Genomic DNA, 18,518 nt, shown 5'->3' on the forward strand with positions numbered 1-18,518 from the left:
AGGGATCGAGGGCGCGGCTGAGGTCCCAAGCGGGCCGGGCCGGGCTTTGAAACAAACGGAGTTCGTCCTGCTGCGATGCGGGGCGGCTCCTGCGGAATGAGTCGACGTCGAGTGCGGGAGCGGGCGGCCTCGCGAGGGGCGGACGCGACGCGCTTCGCGGCCGGCGGGGGTGAAGGGCGTCGCGCCTTGCGCCGGGCCCGTGCGTGCGAATGAATCACCTTGATGAGAGGGGAGGACGGGTCAGGGTCGTCGCAACGGAACGCGGCGGAAACCCGAGACCAGTCCTCAACGCAAACCGGGGGAGTCTGTCGATGGGGAGCTTCAACGCGGGTGGAAATGACCAGGGGCCCGATCGGCGTCGCGTCAAGAGGCAGGTGAAGCGGCAGGGCTCCCCCCGGCTCGAATGGCTGGAGGGGCGCGTCCTGCTGGCGACCAACGCCCTCCAGGGCGGCAACCCGGTCTGGACGGCGACGTCGACGAACATCGCCGACGTCTCGCACGGGCCGATGGCGCAGCTGGGCGGCCAGTTGATCGGGCTGTACCTGAAGCAGCAGTCGGGGATCAACAACACGCAGACGCTGCAGGATGCGTATCCCGCCCTGCAGATCAGCAACGGCTCGGTGCTCGTCGGCCTGACGACGTGGGGGAACCTCAACTCGTTCCGCACGACGTTGACCAACCTCGGAATGAAGGTCACCGCGTCGAGCACGACCTACGGCATGGTCAACGGCTGGGTGCCGATCAACCAGCTCTACTCGATCGCCCAGCTCCCCGGGCTGGTCAGCGGCCGACCGATCTACACGCCGCACACCTCGGCCTATCAGGGCGCGGCCCACAACCAGGCGTTGGAAGGACTTCAGGCCGACGTCGCCGCGACCAAGTACAACGTCACGGGCTCCGGCGTGACGGTCGGCGTCCTCAGCGACAGCTTCAACGCGCTGGGCGGATACGCCGCCGACGTGACCTCGGGCGACCTGCCGGCCAACGTCACCATTCTGCAGGACTACAGCGGCGGTGCGGACGAAGGCCGCGCCATGTCGCAGAACATCTATGACATCGCGCCGGGCGCCGGACTCCAGTTCGCGACCGCCTTCATCGACGATCTGAGCTTCGCCAACAACATCAAGGCATTGGCGGCGGCCGGGTCGGACATCATCGTCGACGACATCGGCTACGCCAACGAGCCGTTCTTCCAGGACGGCATCATCTCCCAGGCGGTCAACACCGTCGTCGGCCAGGGGGTCCCGTACTTCTCCGCGGCTGGCAACTCGCAGGACAGCGGCTACCTGTCGACGTTCCGGGGCGTCACCACGACGATCACCGGCGTCAACAACGGGAACGCCGGCCGCTACATGAATTTCAACGGCGGCAGCGGCAACGTCGTCACGCAGCTGCCGATGACCACGACAGTGGCCGGCGCCTCGTTCATCTTCCAGTTCGACCAGCCGTTCGCCACCCAGCAGCCGGTGGGGACGGGCAACACGGTCACCTCGAACGTTCAGGTGTTCATCCTGGACGCCAACGGCACCGTGGTGGCCAGCGGCAACAACGACACGACGGCCACCCAAGAGCCCTACCAGTTCGTCACGATCCCGAACGCCGGCACCTACACGGTGGTCATCCAGGTCGTCAGCGGCGCCGACCCGGGCCACGTGCAAATGGTGGAGTGGGGTTCGGGCGTCACCTTCTCGCAGTCGTTCGGCTCGGCCGGCGGGACGTACTATCCGACCTCGTTCGGCCACTCCACGGCGGTGAACACGATCGGCGTCGGTGCGACCCCCTGGTGGGCGCCTTCGCCCTTCCTGAACCAGCAGCCGCTCGCCAGCGAGCCGTTCAGCTCGTTCGGGCCTTCGATCTACGTTCGCGACAGCAACGGCAAGCTGCTGAGCAAGGCTGTGATTCCGCAGAACCCGTTGGTCACCGCCCCGGACGGCGGCAACACGACGTTCTTCGGTTCCGTCATCCAGACCAACAACCCGCCGTTCCCGGGCCAGCCGGCGACGACGACGAACCTCTCGCAGAACCTGCCGAGCTTCTTCGGCACGTCGTCGGCCGCGCCCAACGCGGCGGCGGTCGCGGCACTGATGATGTCTCGCGTCTCCGGCCTGACGGTCGCCCAGGTCAAGGCCGGTCTGGTCGCCTCGGCCTCCGGGATGAACGGGGCAGGGACCGGCAACTGGAACGCTCAGGCCGGCTACGGTCTGATCAACGCCGTTTCGGCGATCTCGGCGGTCGACGTGCTGACGGTCTCCAGCACCACGCCGGCGAACGTCGTCGCGACCACCGTTCCCAGCTACATCGACGTGACGTTCAGCAAGTCGGTGCAGGCCTCCACGCTGAGCGCGGGTGACCTCAAGTTCGTCGGCCTGCCGGCGGGGGTCACGGTCACGGTGGGGACGCCGATCCCCGTCGATGATCCGAAGAACCCGACCGTCGTCCGGTTCCCCATCACCATCTCCCGCAACCCCGCGGTGGCGGCGACGGCCAACGGAACCTACCAGTACGTCGTCACGGGCAACGTGATTTCCACGGACGGCTCCAAGCTCCAGCAGAGCGGCGTGATTGCGTTCCGGCTGCAGGACACGACGGCCCCGCAGATCGCCTCGACCTCGACGCTCGGCCGTCAGGTCTCGGTCACGTTCACCAAGCCGATGGACGCGACCACGATCACCAAGAACACGATCCTCGTCGCCCGTCAGAACGGGACCGGGACGTGGTCGGTGGTCCCCTCGCAGGATCCCCGCGTCACGCTGACGTACAACGCCTCCACCAAGACGGCGACGCTCGACTTCTCGGCGATGCCGCAGACGTCGCTCCCGTCCGACCGCTACGCGATCATCGTCATCAGCGGGGCCAACGGCGTCCTCGACGTGGTCGGCAACCAGCTCGACGGCAACTTCTCGGGCGCCTTCCCATCCGGCGACGGCGTGGCCGGCGGCAACTTCCTTCAGGACCTGGGGACTCTCCTCGTCCAGGCTCCGGTCATCACCTCGTTCAGCCTCTCCTCGTCGTCGACGAACGACACGGGGATCCCGAGCGATTCCAACACGCGGCAGACGAAGCCGACGTTCATCGGCCAGGTCTACGCCAGCTTCCCGAACACGGTCTCGAATCTCAACTACTACGTTCAGTTCAACTCGCTGACCGGCGGAACCTTCAACCTGACCGTCGGCTCCGGGGGCCGGGGCTTCTCCGGCGGCTACAACGTCACCGGGACCACCGACGCCAACGGCGCCTTCACCTTCACGGCGCCGACCGCGCTGCCCGAAGGCTTCCAGCGGGCTCGCGTCCTGGTCGTCGGCCAGTCCGACACTCCGCCGCTGCCGGGATACGGCGCGACGCTCGATCGCGCCTTCCGTATCGACCTGACCTCGCCCACCATCACGGGCGTCGCTCAGCAAGACCAGTCGGCCTTCCCGGCCGGGACCAACGTGTCCACGCTCCCGGGGCTGTCGCTCTACGTTCAGGACGCCTCGATGCAGGCCGCCAGCTACCTGGCGACGCCGAGCAACGTGGTCTTCCCGGCGCTCGATCCCTCGACGGCCGTCAATCTGAGCAACTTCCAGCTCCAGGTCGTAACCGCCGACGGCACGACCCTGGACGTCTCCAACTACATCACCAACGCCGTCTACGTCCCGCGGACGCCCACCTACGATGCGTCGGGCAACTACATCGCGACCTATCAGGGCCGCATCGACCTGACCTTCGCGCCGGGGCTCCCCGCCGGCACCTATCGGCTCCGGGCCTTCAGCAAGGGGACGACCGACGGCGTCTCTCACACCGGGCTGCTTGACGCGGCCGGCAACGCCCTGCTGAACGGCGGCTCCAGCGCTCCCAACTTCTCGTTCGCCTTCCGGCTCCAGAGCAGCGCCGCGTTCATCACCAACATGGTGATGACCGACTCGGCCAATCAGTTCACCTACAACACGGTCGGCGGGCCCGGCTCCTACTACGATCTGGGGGCCGCGACCAGCACGACCGACGCCCGAGCCCTGGCCCCGCCCAAGGCCTGGATGTTCGACTTCTCCAACGCGCTGCCGCTCTACGATTCGTCCGGCAACAAGATCGACTACTCGACCAAGATCGAGCTGGTCCGCTCGGCCGACTCGGCCTTCTCGGCCCCGGACGGCAACTTCGGCGATCTCGGTCAGGACGGCAAGGGAGACAGCGGCACCGGTTTCACCAAGGTCACCGGCACTCAGGTCGCGCTCTACTGGCAGAACCCCACGACCGGCGTCTGGACCCTGGCCAACGCCAGCCATCCCCAGGGCACTCGCCTGGTGATGGTCGACTCCGCCGGCCTGAGCGTCGCCGACTACTACCGCGTCTACATGCCCAACCAGGTCGACTCGGCCGGCACCGACACGCGGTTCTACGACGTCTACGGCAACCAGGTCGACGGTGAATTCCTGGGGAACCCCACCAGCACCATTAGCACGCAGTTCCGGGGCTACTCGTCGGATCCCAGCCTGATCTACCCGGGCGATCGCAACGTCTACAACTACGAGACCCTGCTCACGTCGGGCTACGCCTCGCCCGCTCCTGTCAGCCGGATGACCGGCGACGGCGTGGCCGGCGGCGCCTTCATGACGGGCTTCGTGGTCGCGGCCACCGATCACATCCTCTACACCCGGCCCGATTACCGCGAGGATCCGTTCGACTCGTCCACCGAGCCCGACGGCAGCCTGGCCCGGCCGTACTCGGCGCTCGCCGCCGAGGGCGACCCGACGAGCTCGCCGCAGAACCCGACCCACGATCCCAACGGCGGCCTCAACGACGGGTCCAACTTCCTCTCGGGATTCAATCCCAACTACGACCGCAACGGCAACAGCCGGTTCGATCGCTCGGCCCTTTATGCGGCCTCGCAGCTCGCCTATTCCGGTCCTGTCGTGATCGTCGCGGTCCCGGGGACCCCGCAGCGGAATCCAACCACCGGCGTCGTGACCCAGGAGCCCTTCGTCCTCCAGGCGCCGTCCGGGTCGAATACGTGGAACGACGCCAGCGCGTCGATCCCCTTCGACACGACCCTGGTTTTCACGCCGGGGACGACGTTGAAGTCGCTGAACGCCTCACTGTTCGTGCAGAACCAGGGGGCGGCTCTCCAGGTTCAGGGGAACTCGGTCAACCGCGTGAACTTCACGTCGTACAACGACGCGTCGGTCGGCGGGGCCACCAACGGCAACCCCAACACGACTCCTCGGGCCGGCGACTGGGGCGGCATCGTCTATCGCAGCTACAACCAGTCGGCCGGGACCAGGTCGACCGACGTCAGCTTCCCGGTCGACGGCGTCCTGCTCGGAGCCCCCGCAACCTCGACCGGCGCGGCTCAGCCGGCGATCGCCGGGGCCGACGAGCTGATGTCGCGGATCAACTTCGCCAACATCCTGTACGGCGGCGGCGCCGTTCCGCGAACCTCCGGCACCACTTACAGCGCCGTGACGCTGTACAACAGCCGGCCGTCGGTGATGAACACGAACATCGCCTTCACCGGCGGTTCGGGAAGCACCCAGGCCGCCATCGGCGCCGACCTGGACTCGTTCCTTGACGACGACGTCGCTCGGGGCCCGCTGATCCGCCGCGCGACGGTCGCGAGCAACAGCCTCAACGGCATCTGGATGATGGCCCAGGGGAACGGCTTCATCGAGGCGACCGACGCGACTCGGCTGTCCGACACCAACTTCAGCGCGACGCCGGCGCACTACGCCCTCTTCCAGCCGCTGCCGTTGATCGTGCTGGCTCAGCTGATCGTCGGTCAGCAGTACGAGGTGAACTCCGGCGGCAGCACGAAGTTCGTCAACAACCGGCTCTACGTCGACTCCGGCTCGATGCTCCGCATGGGCGAGAACACCTCGCTGAGCGTCATCAACTCCCAGGCCAGCCTGAACGTCGGCTCGCGTGACTACATCACCAAGTTCGACGCCGACAACGACTATAGCCCTGAGAGCAGCAATTTCAAGGCGGAGAGCGCCAGCGATCCCCAGGTGCTGTTCACCTCGATCTACGACAACAACGCCACGACCTCCCTCGTCACCACCCCGATCAACGTCACCGGGAACACCACCCCGGTGACGCTTAAGCCTGCGATGTGGGGCGGCGTCGGCATCCAGAGCGGCGCCCAGGCAGTTATCAACGCGGCGACGTTCCAGTACGGCGGTGGTTCGATCAACACGGCCGACGTCACCATGCCGACCCAGTCGGTCCTGGCGTTCATCACCAACCAGACCTTCTTCGACGTCTTCGCCGGTTTCGGCGATCTCGGTACCCGGGTCTACGTTACCAACAATAACTTCTACAACAACTTCGACGCGGCGATGCAGATCGAGCCCGACGGCCTCCTGGCCGGCGATACGCTCCGTCCGCTCCAGTCCGGCCACCCGTTCCTCCGCGGCAACGTCATGAAGGGGAACGGCATCGACGGCCTGGCGGTTCTGGCCGCTCGAGGCTATCTCCAGAACGCCAGCTCGAATTACGCGGTGATCGGGCCGAAGGAAGCGAACCTGCAACCCTTCTCGTCGGGCAACCAGACTGTCGACGCCCTCTGGGATTTGACCGACATCACCTACGTCCTCCGCGGGACGATCGTCCTCGACGGCCGCCAGCGGCCGCAGCCTGACACCACGTTCACCACGCCTCCGGGCCCGAACGTCTCGCTCACGATCCAAGCCGCCCTTCCCGGCACGCTGTTGGCCGACGGCACCACCGTCCCCAGCCCTGGCGCCTCGGTGGTGGTCAAACTGCTCAGCGAGAACAACACCCAGGGGGCCGGGACGATCGACGTGAACGGTTCGACGGGAGCGCCCGCCTCTTTGCAGGCCGGTGCGGGCTTCATCGCCGGCGTCGACGATGCGACCGATCCCAATTCCAGCCCACTCGTCGACCCGGGCGTTTGGAGCCAGATCCGGATCCTCGGCGTCCCCGGCAACCAGAGCACCGGTCAGCAGCGCGTGCCCGTCATTATCACGTCGTTGCGTGACACAACGGTCGGTACGACGGCCCGCGGCGTGGTCAACAACCAGATCCTCAACAGCTATCCCGTCGGCCCGACGACGAAGTTCGCCGGCCAGAGCCTCTCGGTCCCGCAGCCCGGCGACGGCGGCTACATCTACATCGGGGCGAACTCCGAGACGAGCTACGACCTCAACGACCCTCGTCAGGGAAGCCTGATCGACAACGCCGACATCCGCTACATGACGCGGATCGAGATCCAGGGCGGCGGCATCATCGACGGCGTCCCGACCAACCCCGCCCCGAGCGTGGGTCAGTACTGGCAAATGAAGTCGGGCTACTTTTTCAATCAGCTGACAGGCACCTACGATCCCGTCTACCAGTTAAACGCCAGGATGGCCGTGCGGATCTCCGACTCCCACCTCGATTCGTTCCAGGACGCTGGCGTCTACGTTCACCCGATCCCGGCTAACGCGATCGTGAACGGCGTCCGCGGCAGCTTCCGCGGCCAGGGCGTGACGCTGTACATGTACAACAACACGGTCTCCAACACGCCGATCGGCGTGGCGGTCTACTCGGAGACGGGAGACAACACGACCGGCCAGTCGCCGATGATGCTGGTGTTGGTGAACAACACCTTCTACAACAACTCGCTCTTCGGCGTGCATACCGTCGCCCCGGCCTACAACGGCCAAAACTCGAACTCACACGTCTACTCGCTGTTGATGAACAACATCTTCAGTAACATCAGCGGAACGGGCGTGCAGTTCGACGGTATGCAGTGGAACAGCCAACTTCAGTACAACCTGTTCTACAACAACGGCGCGAACGTCGTCTCGAACAGCGCCAGCGGCGGCTTCGCCGGCAACATCGGGGCGAAGTACGGCAATCCCTTGTTCGTCGACGCCGCCAACCGGAACTTCGCGCTCCAGGCCGGGTCCGCGGCGATCGATTCGGGTCGCAGCGAAATCGGCCAGAACGCGGCCGGCAACGCCATCTACCCGACGGTGACGCAGACCACCACCGGCCTGATTTACGGGCCCCGAACCAATCCCGGCTTGCTGACCGGGGCGCAGCAGGCGGGTGCCTCGGGCATCACCGGCGGCAACTCGTTCATCACCGACCCGCGGCAGATCGTCACGCTCCCCGGTTCGGGCCTGTTCAGCTTCAACGACCTGTGGGTGCCGTCGCTGACTCTCCCCGCCGGCGCCGACCCCGGCCCGTCTTACGCGAGCGGCGGGTTCTTCTACGTGCCGGTCTCGAAGGCGTCGTTGGGCCGTCGCGACCTCGCGGGCTACATCCGTAACGACGATCCGGGCGTCACCAACACCGGCACGGGCGCCAACCCGTTCACCGACATCGGCGCCTATGAGTACATCAACCTGAACGCCCCGACGGTCACGGCCGTCACGGCGATCTACGCCGGCGCCGGCGGCGTCTACACGACGAAGAACTTCTACTCGGTCGGCGGCGTCTCCGGCTCGAACCAGACGCCCGCCTACGTCCAGTTCAACTTCAACAGCCCGATCGACCTGACGAGCGTCAACGCCAACTCGGTGAAGCTCCAGGCCCTGGGCGTGACCGGCAACAACGTCGCCGGCTCGTTCATCAGCCTCGCCGGTCTGATCACCGCGGGGAACGCCTCCAACGGCTACTACATCCGCGTCTCGCTGGGGGCGGCTGGCATCTCGCTGAAGAGCGACGCCTACCGGTTCGTCCTCTTCGGCGACGGGTCGAGCATCGTCACCAACACCGAGGGCGTCGCCCTCGACGGTGAGAACCTCACCAACAACAACAACCCCGCGACGGGCGTGCAGAAGGCCCTCCCCTCGGGCAACGGCCAGCCGGGCGGGAACTTCTACACCAACTTCATCATCAACACGGTCGCCTCGTCGATCGTGTCGGGGAGCTTCGGCCTCTCGTCGGCGACGGACAGCAACGTGGTCGGCGACTCGGTCACGAACTTCACCAAGCCGTCGTTCGTCGGCCAGATCGCCAACGCGAACACGGCTCTGGTGCCCCTCAACGGCCAGACGGTCATCCTGGACGTCGGCGTCGTCGCTCTCGACGGCAACGGCAACACGACGACCTACTGGGATCCGACCTCGGCTCCGTCGAACCTCGCCGGGTTCATCCGGCAGAACGCCGGCTCCGCGCTGACCAACGCCACCGGGGCCTTCACGGTCACGGTCGGGACGAACGGGGCGTCGATCCCCTACTTCCCGTCGACCGCGGGCCTGCTCTCCTCGCCGTACAACGTCGGTTCGAGCGGCAATCTGATCCCGATCCCGGGGACCGTCGGCGGCTACTACGTCGCCCGCGTCCGGGTGGTGGATCAGAGCGGCAACGTCTCGAACAACACGCTCCCCGCCGCGAAGACCAACTTCGTGGTGGACGACGCGACCCCGAGCAACGGCGGGACGCCGCTGAACGTCGCGATCACCAACCCGACCAACGGTGCGGTGGTCTCCAGCCCCTCGTCGAGCTACACGTTCGAGTTCTACACGAGCAAGAACCTCGACCTGACCCACCTGACGACCTCGCAGATCCAGCTCGTTCGGGCTGGGGCCAACGGGTCGTTCACCGGCGGGACGACCATCACCATCGATCCGACGAGCATCTCGGTCACCTATCTCGACTCCGCGGCCGCGGGCGGCGGCGGTGGCAAGGGGAGCGAGAAGATCACGTTCCGGGCTTCCACGAGCCTGAGCAACGGCCTCTACCAGCTGACGCTTCTGGGAACCGGCTCCAACGGGATCCGCGACATCGCCGGAAACCTGCCGGCGAACGGAGACGTCGTCTCGACCTTCGCGGTCTACAGCCCGTCGACCGCCCACCTGGTCTACGTCGGAGCCGCTTACGCGACCGACACGACGGCCACTCTGGGATCGCGGGCCAATCCCTACGACACCATCTCCGCAGCGGTGACCGCCGCGGCCTTCGGCGACCGCGTCGCCGTTCTGCCGGGCGTCTACGCTGAGACGGTGACGATGCGGAACCAGATCAGCGTCGTCTCCGCCGGCGTCGCCAGCACGGATTCGTCTCTGATCGCGGGCAACCCGCTCACGACCATCATCCGGCCGGCCGCCGCCGCCAACTCGACCAGCGTGATCGCCTCCGGGCTCACGGCCTTCGTCGACCCGACCACGGGCGTCGCTCTCCAGACGGAGCTCGGCGGGTTCTCGATCGCTTCCTCGCTGCTCGGCGACCCGGCCCTCGGGTCGCAGAACAGCAGCTCGGTGGGCCTGCTGGTCACCGACTCCTCGCTGCTCGTCGACCGGAACTACTTCATCAACTCCGGAGTCGGCGTCGTGGTGAACACGACGACGTCGACCAACACGCCGACGATCGTCAACAACGGCATCATCGGCAACGTCACCGGTCTGTATCTGAAGGACTCCGGCACCACCGCCTCCACGAACGTCATCAACAACACGTTCGCCTACAACACCTACGGCCTGTGGGCGGTGAACTCCACCGCCACCGGCACCAACCAGGGGTATGTGGCCAACAACATCTTCTGGCAGAACCACGATCAGACCGTCAACCGCGGCGGCTACGGCGTCTACTCGGCCACGCCCAACCACCTCGTCCTCAACAACAACCTGTTCTCGGGCAACGGCAAGAGCGACTCGCTGGCCTGGTGGGCGGGCGTCAACGTCGGCAACGGCTTCGACGTCGCCAAGCTCGGCCCGAACGCGAGCGACGCTCAGGCCAACCTCGGGAACTTCACTGGCTGGCCGGCGTTTGTCTCGCCGATCGACCCCCGCCCCGGTTCGGACGGCCCGGCGCAGTTCTACTTGACGGCCAACTTCGGCCTCCAGTCGACCTCGGCGGCGATCAACAACGCCCTGGCCTCGATCGCGACGACGACCGACTTCCTGGGCAACCCCCAGAACGTCAACCCGACCAGCCGCGGCTTCAAGCTCCCCGGCTACGGACCTCGCGACGTCGGCGCCTTCGAGTTCGTCCCCAGCGGGTCTTCCTCGACCAGCACCACGACGACCACGACGACCACGTCGAGCTCCAAGTCGTCCCAGACGGCCATGGACAAGGTCGCCGCCGCCGACGCGACCACGGTCGTCGATCCGGCCGCGACCGCGACCTCGACGACGGTCGCCGCAACCACCACCACGTCGAACGTCGTCACCACGACTCCGACCGTCACGGTTTCGACCACGTCCACGCCCGCACCGGCCGCCTCGCCGACGAGCGTGACCGTTGACAAGAAGACGGCCGCTCGCAATGCGGCCGCCGCCCGCGCCGCAGCGGCCGCCGCCGCCCGCGCCGCTCGCCTGGCGGCCCTGGCCGCCCGGAACGCCGCCAAGACCTCGACCGTCACCACGACGGCCGCCGTCAAGCGGACGCCTCCGCGGTTCGCCTCCCGCTGACCTCCGGCCGCATCGCGGCCTCCACGAAACGAAGCGAGCCGGGCGGAAACGCCCGGCTCGCTTCGTTCTAGAGCACCAACCGTTCGCGTCGCCCGGCTCGTTGGGGCGGCCCTCGTGGGGGCCCGATCAGCGTAAACATCCCACGACGATGGGGCCGAGGGCGGCCGGGCGGCTATCCCATTCACCTCCAGGAAACGAAGCGAGCCGGGCGGATGCGCCCGGCTCGCTTTGTTCGAGAGGATCGAGAGGAACTCAGCCGCCGGCCAGCGAGGAGATCATCTGGATGTAAGGCAGGAACACCGCCAGGATGATGAACAGGACGAATCCGCCGAGCATCAGGATCATGAGCGGCTGGATCAGGTGGCCCAGGTTTTTCACCATGTAGCTCGCCTGTTCCTCGTAGTCGTCGGCGACATGGCCGAGGCTCTCGGGTATTTTCCCCGTCTCCTCGCCGGACTCCAGTACGGCGATGACGTCCGGGCCGAACCACCGGCTGCGCGACAGGGCGACGCTCAGGTCACGGCCCTCCATGATGGGCTTCTTCGCCGCCGCAACTTCCTTCCGGATCGGCGTCATGGCGAGGGCCTGAGCCGTGAGATCCATGGCGCTGCCGACATCGACGCCGGCGTCCAGCAAGCTGGCCAGCGTTCGGGCGAACCGGCTCACGTCCAGCTTCCGGAAGATCGACCCGATCACCGGGATCCGCAGCACGATCGGATCCAGAACGGCTTTTCCAGCGGACGTTCGATACCACCGGAGGAGGGCCAGGGGGACGCCGACGAGGAGCACGGGCAGCAGCCACCAGCCGATTCTTTGGACGAACCCGCTGAACGCCATCAGGGCCTGGCTCGCGAAGGGAAGCGACCCCTTCTTGCTGATGTCCGCCAGCATCGAGGCGAACATCGGCAGGAGGTAGATCGAGAGCAGCATGGCGATCGTCGAGGCCAGGAACAGGACGATGATCGGGTAGATCATCGCGGAACGCGCCTGGCGGATCAGGCGTTGGCGATATTCGTAGGATTCGCCGAGCATCTTGAGCGTTTCGGGAACGGCGCCTCGAGCTTCGGCCACCTTGATCATGCTCTGAAAGGCTGGACCGAAGACGTCTTGCTCGCGTTTGGTCGCGTCTTCCAGAGTCGCCCCGGCCTGGATGCGGGTGCGCATCCGCTCGATGACCGGGCCCAGCCCCGTGCGTTGGAACTGGCGGTGGAGGCTGGAGAGAGCGCGATCGTAGTCGACGCCGGCGTTGAGGTACGACCCGAACTGGCGGCAGAACTGCGCGAGCTGCCCCGAGCTGACGCGGCCGAACACGATGCGTTCGTACCACTTCGGCCCAGGCTCGGCGACCTCCAGAACGGGCGGGCCGTCGGACGACTTGCGACGGCGCTTGGGCATGTCCGAGGACGAGCCCGGCGTCGGCCGAAACACCGAGTCGCCGGCCCCCGCGCGAGGAGGATCGCGCGGGGGGGCGTCGTCTGGGTTGGACCCCGGCTTCGGTCGGGGGCGCCTCGGGGGAGTCGGCTGCGGGTCTTCGGGGTCGAGACTCATGGGAGGGCTCCGGGTTCCGAGGCTAGAGCCGGGCCCGGCGTCTGGTCAGGGAGTCCAGCGCAAGACGGGCGTCTTGGCGGCCTTGACCTCGTCGAGCCGGCTGACGGGGGTCGTGAACGGGGCGTCGTGGAGCGACTCGGAGTCTTCCGCGGCGATCGCGAGCAACGCGGCGGCGAACGCCTCCAGCGTGTCGCGGCTCTCGGTCTCCGTCGGCTCGATCATCAGAGCCTCAGAGACGATGAGCGGGAAGTAGACCGTCGGCGCGTGGAAGTTGTAATCGATGAGCCGCTTGCCGACGTCCATCGCTCGGATTCCGCGTTCCTTGGCCAGCGACCGGCAGGACGCGACGAACTCGTGCATGCAGCGCGAGCCGCAGGGGACGGGATAGACGTCCTTCACGAGGCTCAACAGGTAGTTCGCGTTGAGCACCGCATGCTGGGCGATCCGCTTGAGGCCGTCCGGCCCCTGGCTGCGAATGTAGCAGTAAGCCCGGAAGAGGACGCCCGTGTTGCCGAAGAACGCACGGACGCGGCCGATCGACTTCGGCCGGTCGTCGTCCAGGAAGTACGTCCCGTCCTCGCGACGGCCGACGATCGGCGCCGGGAGGTACGGAGCGAGCTTGGCCCGGACCGCGATCGGGCCCGCGCCGGGGCCGCCGCCGCCGTGGGGGCCGGAGAATGTCTTGTGGGGGTTGTAGTGCATCAGGTCGGCGCCCATGTCGCCCGGCCGGACCACGCCGAGGATCGCGTTCATGTTGGCGCCGTCGAGATACAGCAACGCCCCACGCTCGTGCAGCAGCCTGGCGATCTCGCCGATCTGGGGGTCGAACAGGCCGACCGTGTTAGGGTTGGTGATCATGAACACGGCGACGTCGTCATTGAGCTTGGACTTGAAGTCGTCCAGGTCCACGAGCCCGCGCGAGTCGCTCTTGACGGTGACGGTCTCGAACCCGGCCAGATGCGCCGAGGCCGGATTGGTGCCGTGGGCGCTGTCTGGGATGAGGACCTGTGTCCGCCGCCGACCCGGCTCCTGATCGCGGAAGTAGGCCGCGGCGACGAGCAGCGCGGCCAGTTCGCCCTGAGCCCCTGCGGCCGGCTGAAGGCTGACGGCGTCCAGGCCGGCGATTTCGGCCAGGTCTTGCTGGAGTCCGTAAAGGATCGCCAGCAGTCCCTGGAGGGTGGAATCGTCCTGGTAGGGGTGCAGGGCCCCAAGGCCGGGGAGGCGGGCGAGCCGCTCGTTCCGCTTGGGGTTGTACTTCATCGTGCACGAGCCGAGCGGATAGAAGTTCGCGTCGATCGACATGTTGAGCGCCGAGAGATTCGTGTAATGGCGCACGACGTCGAGTTCGCTCAGCTCGGGGAGCGGTGGTGGGGCGTCCTGGAGGTGGCTCGCGGGGATCAGCGAGTCGAGCGCGACCTCAGGGACGTCGCAAGGCGGGAGGATCGCCGTTGAGCGTCCCGGGCGGCTTTTCTCGAAGAGCAGGGGCTGCAAATCAAGTTTGTACATGGATCGTCGTTGGGATGAAGTTCGGGCGTGGATCGCTTGCGCCGGGGGTCAAACGGAGGCCAGCGCGTCGCGGTAGGCGGCGGCCAGGCCGTCGATTTCCTCGCGGGTGCGCTTCTCGGTGACGGCGACGAGGATGTGGCTGGACAGCTCGGGGTACCAGCGGCCCAGGGCGACCCCGCCGTGGAAGCCGGCCTCGCCGACCTTCTTCAGGACGGCCGCCGGGTCCTTGGGGCACTTGACGACGAATTCCTTGAAGAACGGCCCAGGGAACGCCTGGGGGAGCCCGACCTTCGCGAGCGCCTCGGCGGCGTAGTGGGCTTTGCGGGTGGACAGCTCGGCCGCCTGACGGAGTCCGCTGGGACCCATCGCGGCGAGGTAAATGCTGGAGCGAAGGGCGAGCAGGCCCTGGTTGGTGCAGATGTTGGACGTCGCCTTCTCGCGGCGGATGTGCTGCTCGCGGGTCTGAAGCGTGAGGACCCAGCAGCGCTTACCGTTGCGGTCGGTCGTCTGGCCGACGACTCGGCCGGGGAGCTTGCGGAGGAACTCCTGCTTGCAGGCGAGCATCCCGAGATACGGGCCGCCGAACGACATGTAGTTCCCCAGCCCCTGACCCTCAGCCACGACCACATCCGCGCCGTAGGCGTCGGGCCGCTTCAGGACGCCCAGCGAGATCGGGTCGACGCTGACGACGACGGCGGCGCCCTGCGCGTGGGCGGCCTTGACGAGGGCCTCGACGTCTTCCAGCCTCCCGAAGAAGTTCGGGTACTGGATCAGCACGGCGGCCGTGTCCGGAGTGATCGCCGCGGCGAACTCCTTCGGGTCGACGCCGCCGGCCACGGCCGGGACGGTGACGACCTCTGCATCCAGGTGTTCGAGGTAGGTCTGAAGGATGCGCCGGTATTCAGGGTGAACCGAACCGGCGACGACGATCCGGCCCGACCGACGGTTCGTGGCCAGGGCCATCAAGATGCCTTCGGTCGCCGCGGATCCGCCGTCGTAGAGGCTGGCGTTGGAGACGTCCATCCCCGTGAGCTGGGCGACGAGCGTCTGGTACTCGAAAACGGCCTGGAGCGTCCCCTGGCTGGCTTCCGGCTGGTAGGGGGTGTAGGCGGTGTAGAACTCGCCGCGGGCGGCCAGGTCGTCGACGACGGCCGGGACGAAGTGGTCATAGCTCCCCGCGCCGAGGAAGCAGACGCGCCGGTCAGCCCCCTCGTTCTGGGCGAGGAGGCCGCCGACCTTGTTGGTCAGCTCGAATTCGGTGAGGGCGGGAGGGATCTGGAGGGGGCGGTCGAGCCGGAATTCCGGCGGGACCATGTCGAAGAGCTGATCCAGAGAGTCCAGCCCGACGGCCGCCAGCATCACGCGGACGTCGTCGGGCGTGTTCGCGATATAAGCCATGTTTCTCCCAGGGTGAGGAACGCGTCGCAGCCGACTCGCGGACGCCGCGTCTCGATCGATCCGATCAATGCTCGTCTTCGGCGATCTTGGTCTCGTAGGCCGCGTGGTCCAGCAGCTTGCCGGCATCGGCGGGGTCGTCGACCTTGATCTTCACCAGCCAGCCCTTCGCGTACGGGTCTTCGGAGAGGACCTGGACGTCGTCGACCACGGCCTGGTTGACCTCGACCACCTCGCCGCTCACCGGCGCGTACAGGTCGTTGACCGACTTGACGCTCTCAACCTCGCCGAAGCTCTTGCCGGCGGTCAGACGGTCGCCCACCTTGGGAAGGTCGATGGTCAGCAGGTCGGTGAGCTGGTCGACGGCGAACTTCGAGAGGCCGACGACGGCGGTGTCCCCCTCGACGTCGATCCACTCGTGCGTCGGAGCGTAGCGGAGGTTTTTGGGATCCATGAGATCGGGTCCTTGGTCCTGCGTTGGAATGCGAAAGTCGTTGCGGCTGGGTCTGGGAGATGGATCAGACCTTCGGCCGCTTGTAGAAGGGAAGTGGGACGACCTCGGCCGGCTCAGCCTTGCCCCGGACGTCGACGACGACCTTTGTCCCCGGTTTGGCGAACTCGGGGTCGATCAGGGCCATCGCCAGGCTCTGCTGGAGCGTCGGCGCGAACGTGCCGGAGGTGACCGTCCCCAGGGTGCGGTCGTCGCTGGTGACCGTCGCCCCCTGGCGGGCGATCCGCTTGCCGTCCAGCTTTAGGCCGATCCGCTTCGAGCCGGGGTTCTGCTGCTGCTGTTTGAGCGCCTCCGCCCCGACGAAGTCCCCCTTGTCGAGCTTCACGGCCCAGCCGACGCCGGCGGCGAAGGGGTCGATCGAGTCCGACAATTCGTGGCCGTACAGGGGCATCGCGGCCTCGAACCGGAGCGTGTCTCGCGCTCCCAGGCCGATCGGAGCGACGCCGAACGCGGAGCCGGAGTCGAGCAGGGCGAGCCAGACCTTGAGGGCTTCGGGGCCGGGGACGATCAGCTCGAAGCCGTCCTCGCCGGTGTAGCCCGTGCGGCTGATGAGAGCCTCAACCTCGCCGCTCACCCGGCCCGCCACGACATGGTAGTACTTCAGGCCGTCGAGCGGGACGTTGACCAGCGGTTGGAGGGTCGCCGCGGCCGAGGGCCCCTGGACGGCGATCATCGCCGTCTCCAGGGTTTTGTCGGCGAGCGTCGCCTTGAAGCCTTCCTGATGTTCAGCGAACTGGGCGACGACGCGGTCGCGGTTGGACGCGTTGCAGACGACGTAATATCCCTTGTCCAGACGGTAGACGAGGATGTCGTCGATCAGGCCGCCGAGGTCGTTGGCCAGCAGGCTGTACTGGATCTTCCCCGGTTCCAGCTTGGCGGCGTCGTTGGTGGCGACCGTGTTGATCCAGGGGAGCGCCTTGGGGCCGTCGAAGGCCAGTCGGCCCATGTGGCTGACGTCGAACAGGCCGACGCCGTTCCGGACCTTCTGGTGCTCCTCGACGATGCTCGTGTACTGGACGGGCATCAACCATCCCGCGAAATCGACCATCCGGCCGCCGTTGGCCTCATGCCAATCGAAAAGGGGAGTTTTCAACGGGGACGAATCGGCCATATCGACGACGCTCCGGGCGGTCGGTCACGGCGAGAGGTAATCGCAACGGTGAACGTGGATTGTATCCAGACGAACGAAAGACCACAACCGAGCCGGCCGAGACTCGACCCAGGCGTCCGATGCGGTGTTCACTCAGGATCGATCCCCAATTCACGCAGTTTTGCGGCGAGTCGATCGGCCCGCTCGCGTTCAGCGCGAGCCACGGCGTCGGCTTCTTCGCGGGCCAGGCGTTCGGTCTCGGCTCGTTGGCGTTCGGTCTCGGCTCGTTGGCGTTCGGCGCGCGTAAGATGGTCGGCTTCCTCGCGAAGTCGGCGTTCGGTTTGGGCTCGCTCGTGTTCGAGATCGGCGCGGCGCTCGGCCTCACGACGACGCCGGCGTTGGATCTTGGCGGCGCGGAGGGCGACTCTGCGGTCGCGCATGATGTCCTGGACGTGCTGGAACGCCTCGCCGTTGGGGCGGCGAATCACCAAGGCCTCTTTTCCCGGATGGGGCTCGAAAGTCACGCCCAGCCGCGGACTCGTCCAGCTATCGACCGCCTCGATCGACTCCAGGCCCCCCTCGCCGCGCAGCCAGCCCTGGAAGCGGCCGGTCTCGGGGTCGTAGTAGTAATACTCCTCGACCCCCCGTTCGTCGTAGATCTCCTGCTTCTCCCGCATCCGCCTGGCTGTGTTGGACGGGGAGTGGATCTCGAAGACGACCTCCGGCGCGTGCCCTTCGATCCACTCCTTGTACGAATGCCGGTGCGCCTTGGGGCGGCCAAAGGCGACGAAGACGTCCGGGGCGATGCACTTCTTGGGGTTCGTCTGGTCGAAGTACCAGAGCAGGTCGCAGGCCACCAGAACGTCGAGTCGGTCCTCGAAGAGTTCCTCGAGGTTCTCGGCGATTGTGACCATCCAGCGATACTGGATCGTACTATCGGCCATCGGTTTGCCGTCGCTGTCGGGGAACCTCGGGTCGTAAGCGTCCCAGAACGGCGGGTCGAGCAGAACGATCTCCGGGGCTGGTCGCGGGTCGGGCTTGGCGGTGCTCATGGCGGAAGCTCCGCGGGCTTTCCTTTGGTTCAGGCGTTCAGTCAACCTATAGCACACGACATGCCGAATGCCCAGGGCGA

7 protein-coding genes are annotated in these 18,518 nt (G+C 66.8%); 1 reads left to right on the plus strand and 6 read right to left on the minus strand.

Features of this window, described 5'->3' with window-relative positions; translation table 11 throughout:
* The first annotated feature begins 311 nt into the window (after positions 1–311).
* Positions 312–11,336, plus strand: coding sequence for a hypothetical protein (locus G5C50_RS24490; RefSeq protein WP_165073598.1), 11,025 nt, complete (start codon positions 312–314; stop codon positions 11,334–11,336).
* 252 nt (positions 11,337–11,588) lie between these two features.
* On the opposite strand, the gene G5C50_RS24495 is transcribed toward G5C50_RS24490, so the two are convergent.
* From G5C50_RS24495 to G5C50_RS24520, 6 genes are all read right to left on the minus strand, one after another.
* Entirely contained in the window at positions 11,589–12,884 is a 1,296-nt protein-coding gene (locus G5C50_RS24495; protein WP_165073599.1) for a type II secretion system F family protein, read from the minus strand.
* A 45-nt stretch (positions 12,885–12,929) separates the two neighbouring features.
* Positions 12,930–14,390, minus strand: a complete 1,461-nt coding sequence (gene gcvPB, locus G5C50_RS24500; protein ID WP_165073600.1) for an aminomethyl-transferring glycine dehydrogenase subunit GcvPB — start codon at positions 14,388–14,390, stop codon at positions 12,930–12,932.
* Positions 14,391–14,438: 48 nt separating this feature from the next.
* On the minus strand, positions 14,439–15,788 hold the full coding sequence (gene gcvPA / locus G5C50_RS24505) for an aminomethyl-transferring glycine dehydrogenase subunit GcvPA (RefSeq protein WP_165073601.1): 1,350 nt from the start codon (positions 15,786–15,788) through the stop codon (positions 14,439–14,441).
* Between the two features lie 64 nt (positions 15,789–15,852).
* Positions 15,853–16,239: a glycine cleavage system protein GcvH gene (gcvH, locus tag G5C50_RS24510; protein ID WP_165073602.1), complete on the minus strand. Its 387-nt coding sequence runs from the start codon at positions 16,237–16,239 to the stop codon at positions 15,853–15,855.
* A 64-nt stretch (positions 16,240–16,303) separates the two neighbouring features.
* Positions 16,304–17,407 (minus strand): glycine cleavage system aminomethyltransferase GcvT, encoded by a 1,104-nt coding sequence (gcvT, locus tag G5C50_RS24515; RefSeq protein WP_165073603.1) that lies wholly within the window; start codon positions 17,405–17,407, stop codon positions 16,304–16,306.
* 128 nt (positions 17,408–17,535) lie between these two features.
* Positions 17,536–18,438, minus strand: a complete 903-nt coding sequence (locus G5C50_RS24520; protein WP_165073604.1) for a Uma2 family endonuclease — start codon at positions 18,436–18,438, stop codon at positions 17,536–17,538.
* Between the last annotated feature and the right edge of the window lie 80 nt (positions 18,439–18,518).

Origin of the sequence: Paludisphaera rhizosphaerae, assembly GCF_011065895.1 — a bacterium.
In the GTDB taxonomy this organism is placed as follows: Bacteria; Planctomycetota; Planctomycetia; order Isosphaerales; family Isosphaeraceae; genus Paludisphaera; species Paludisphaera rhizosphaerae.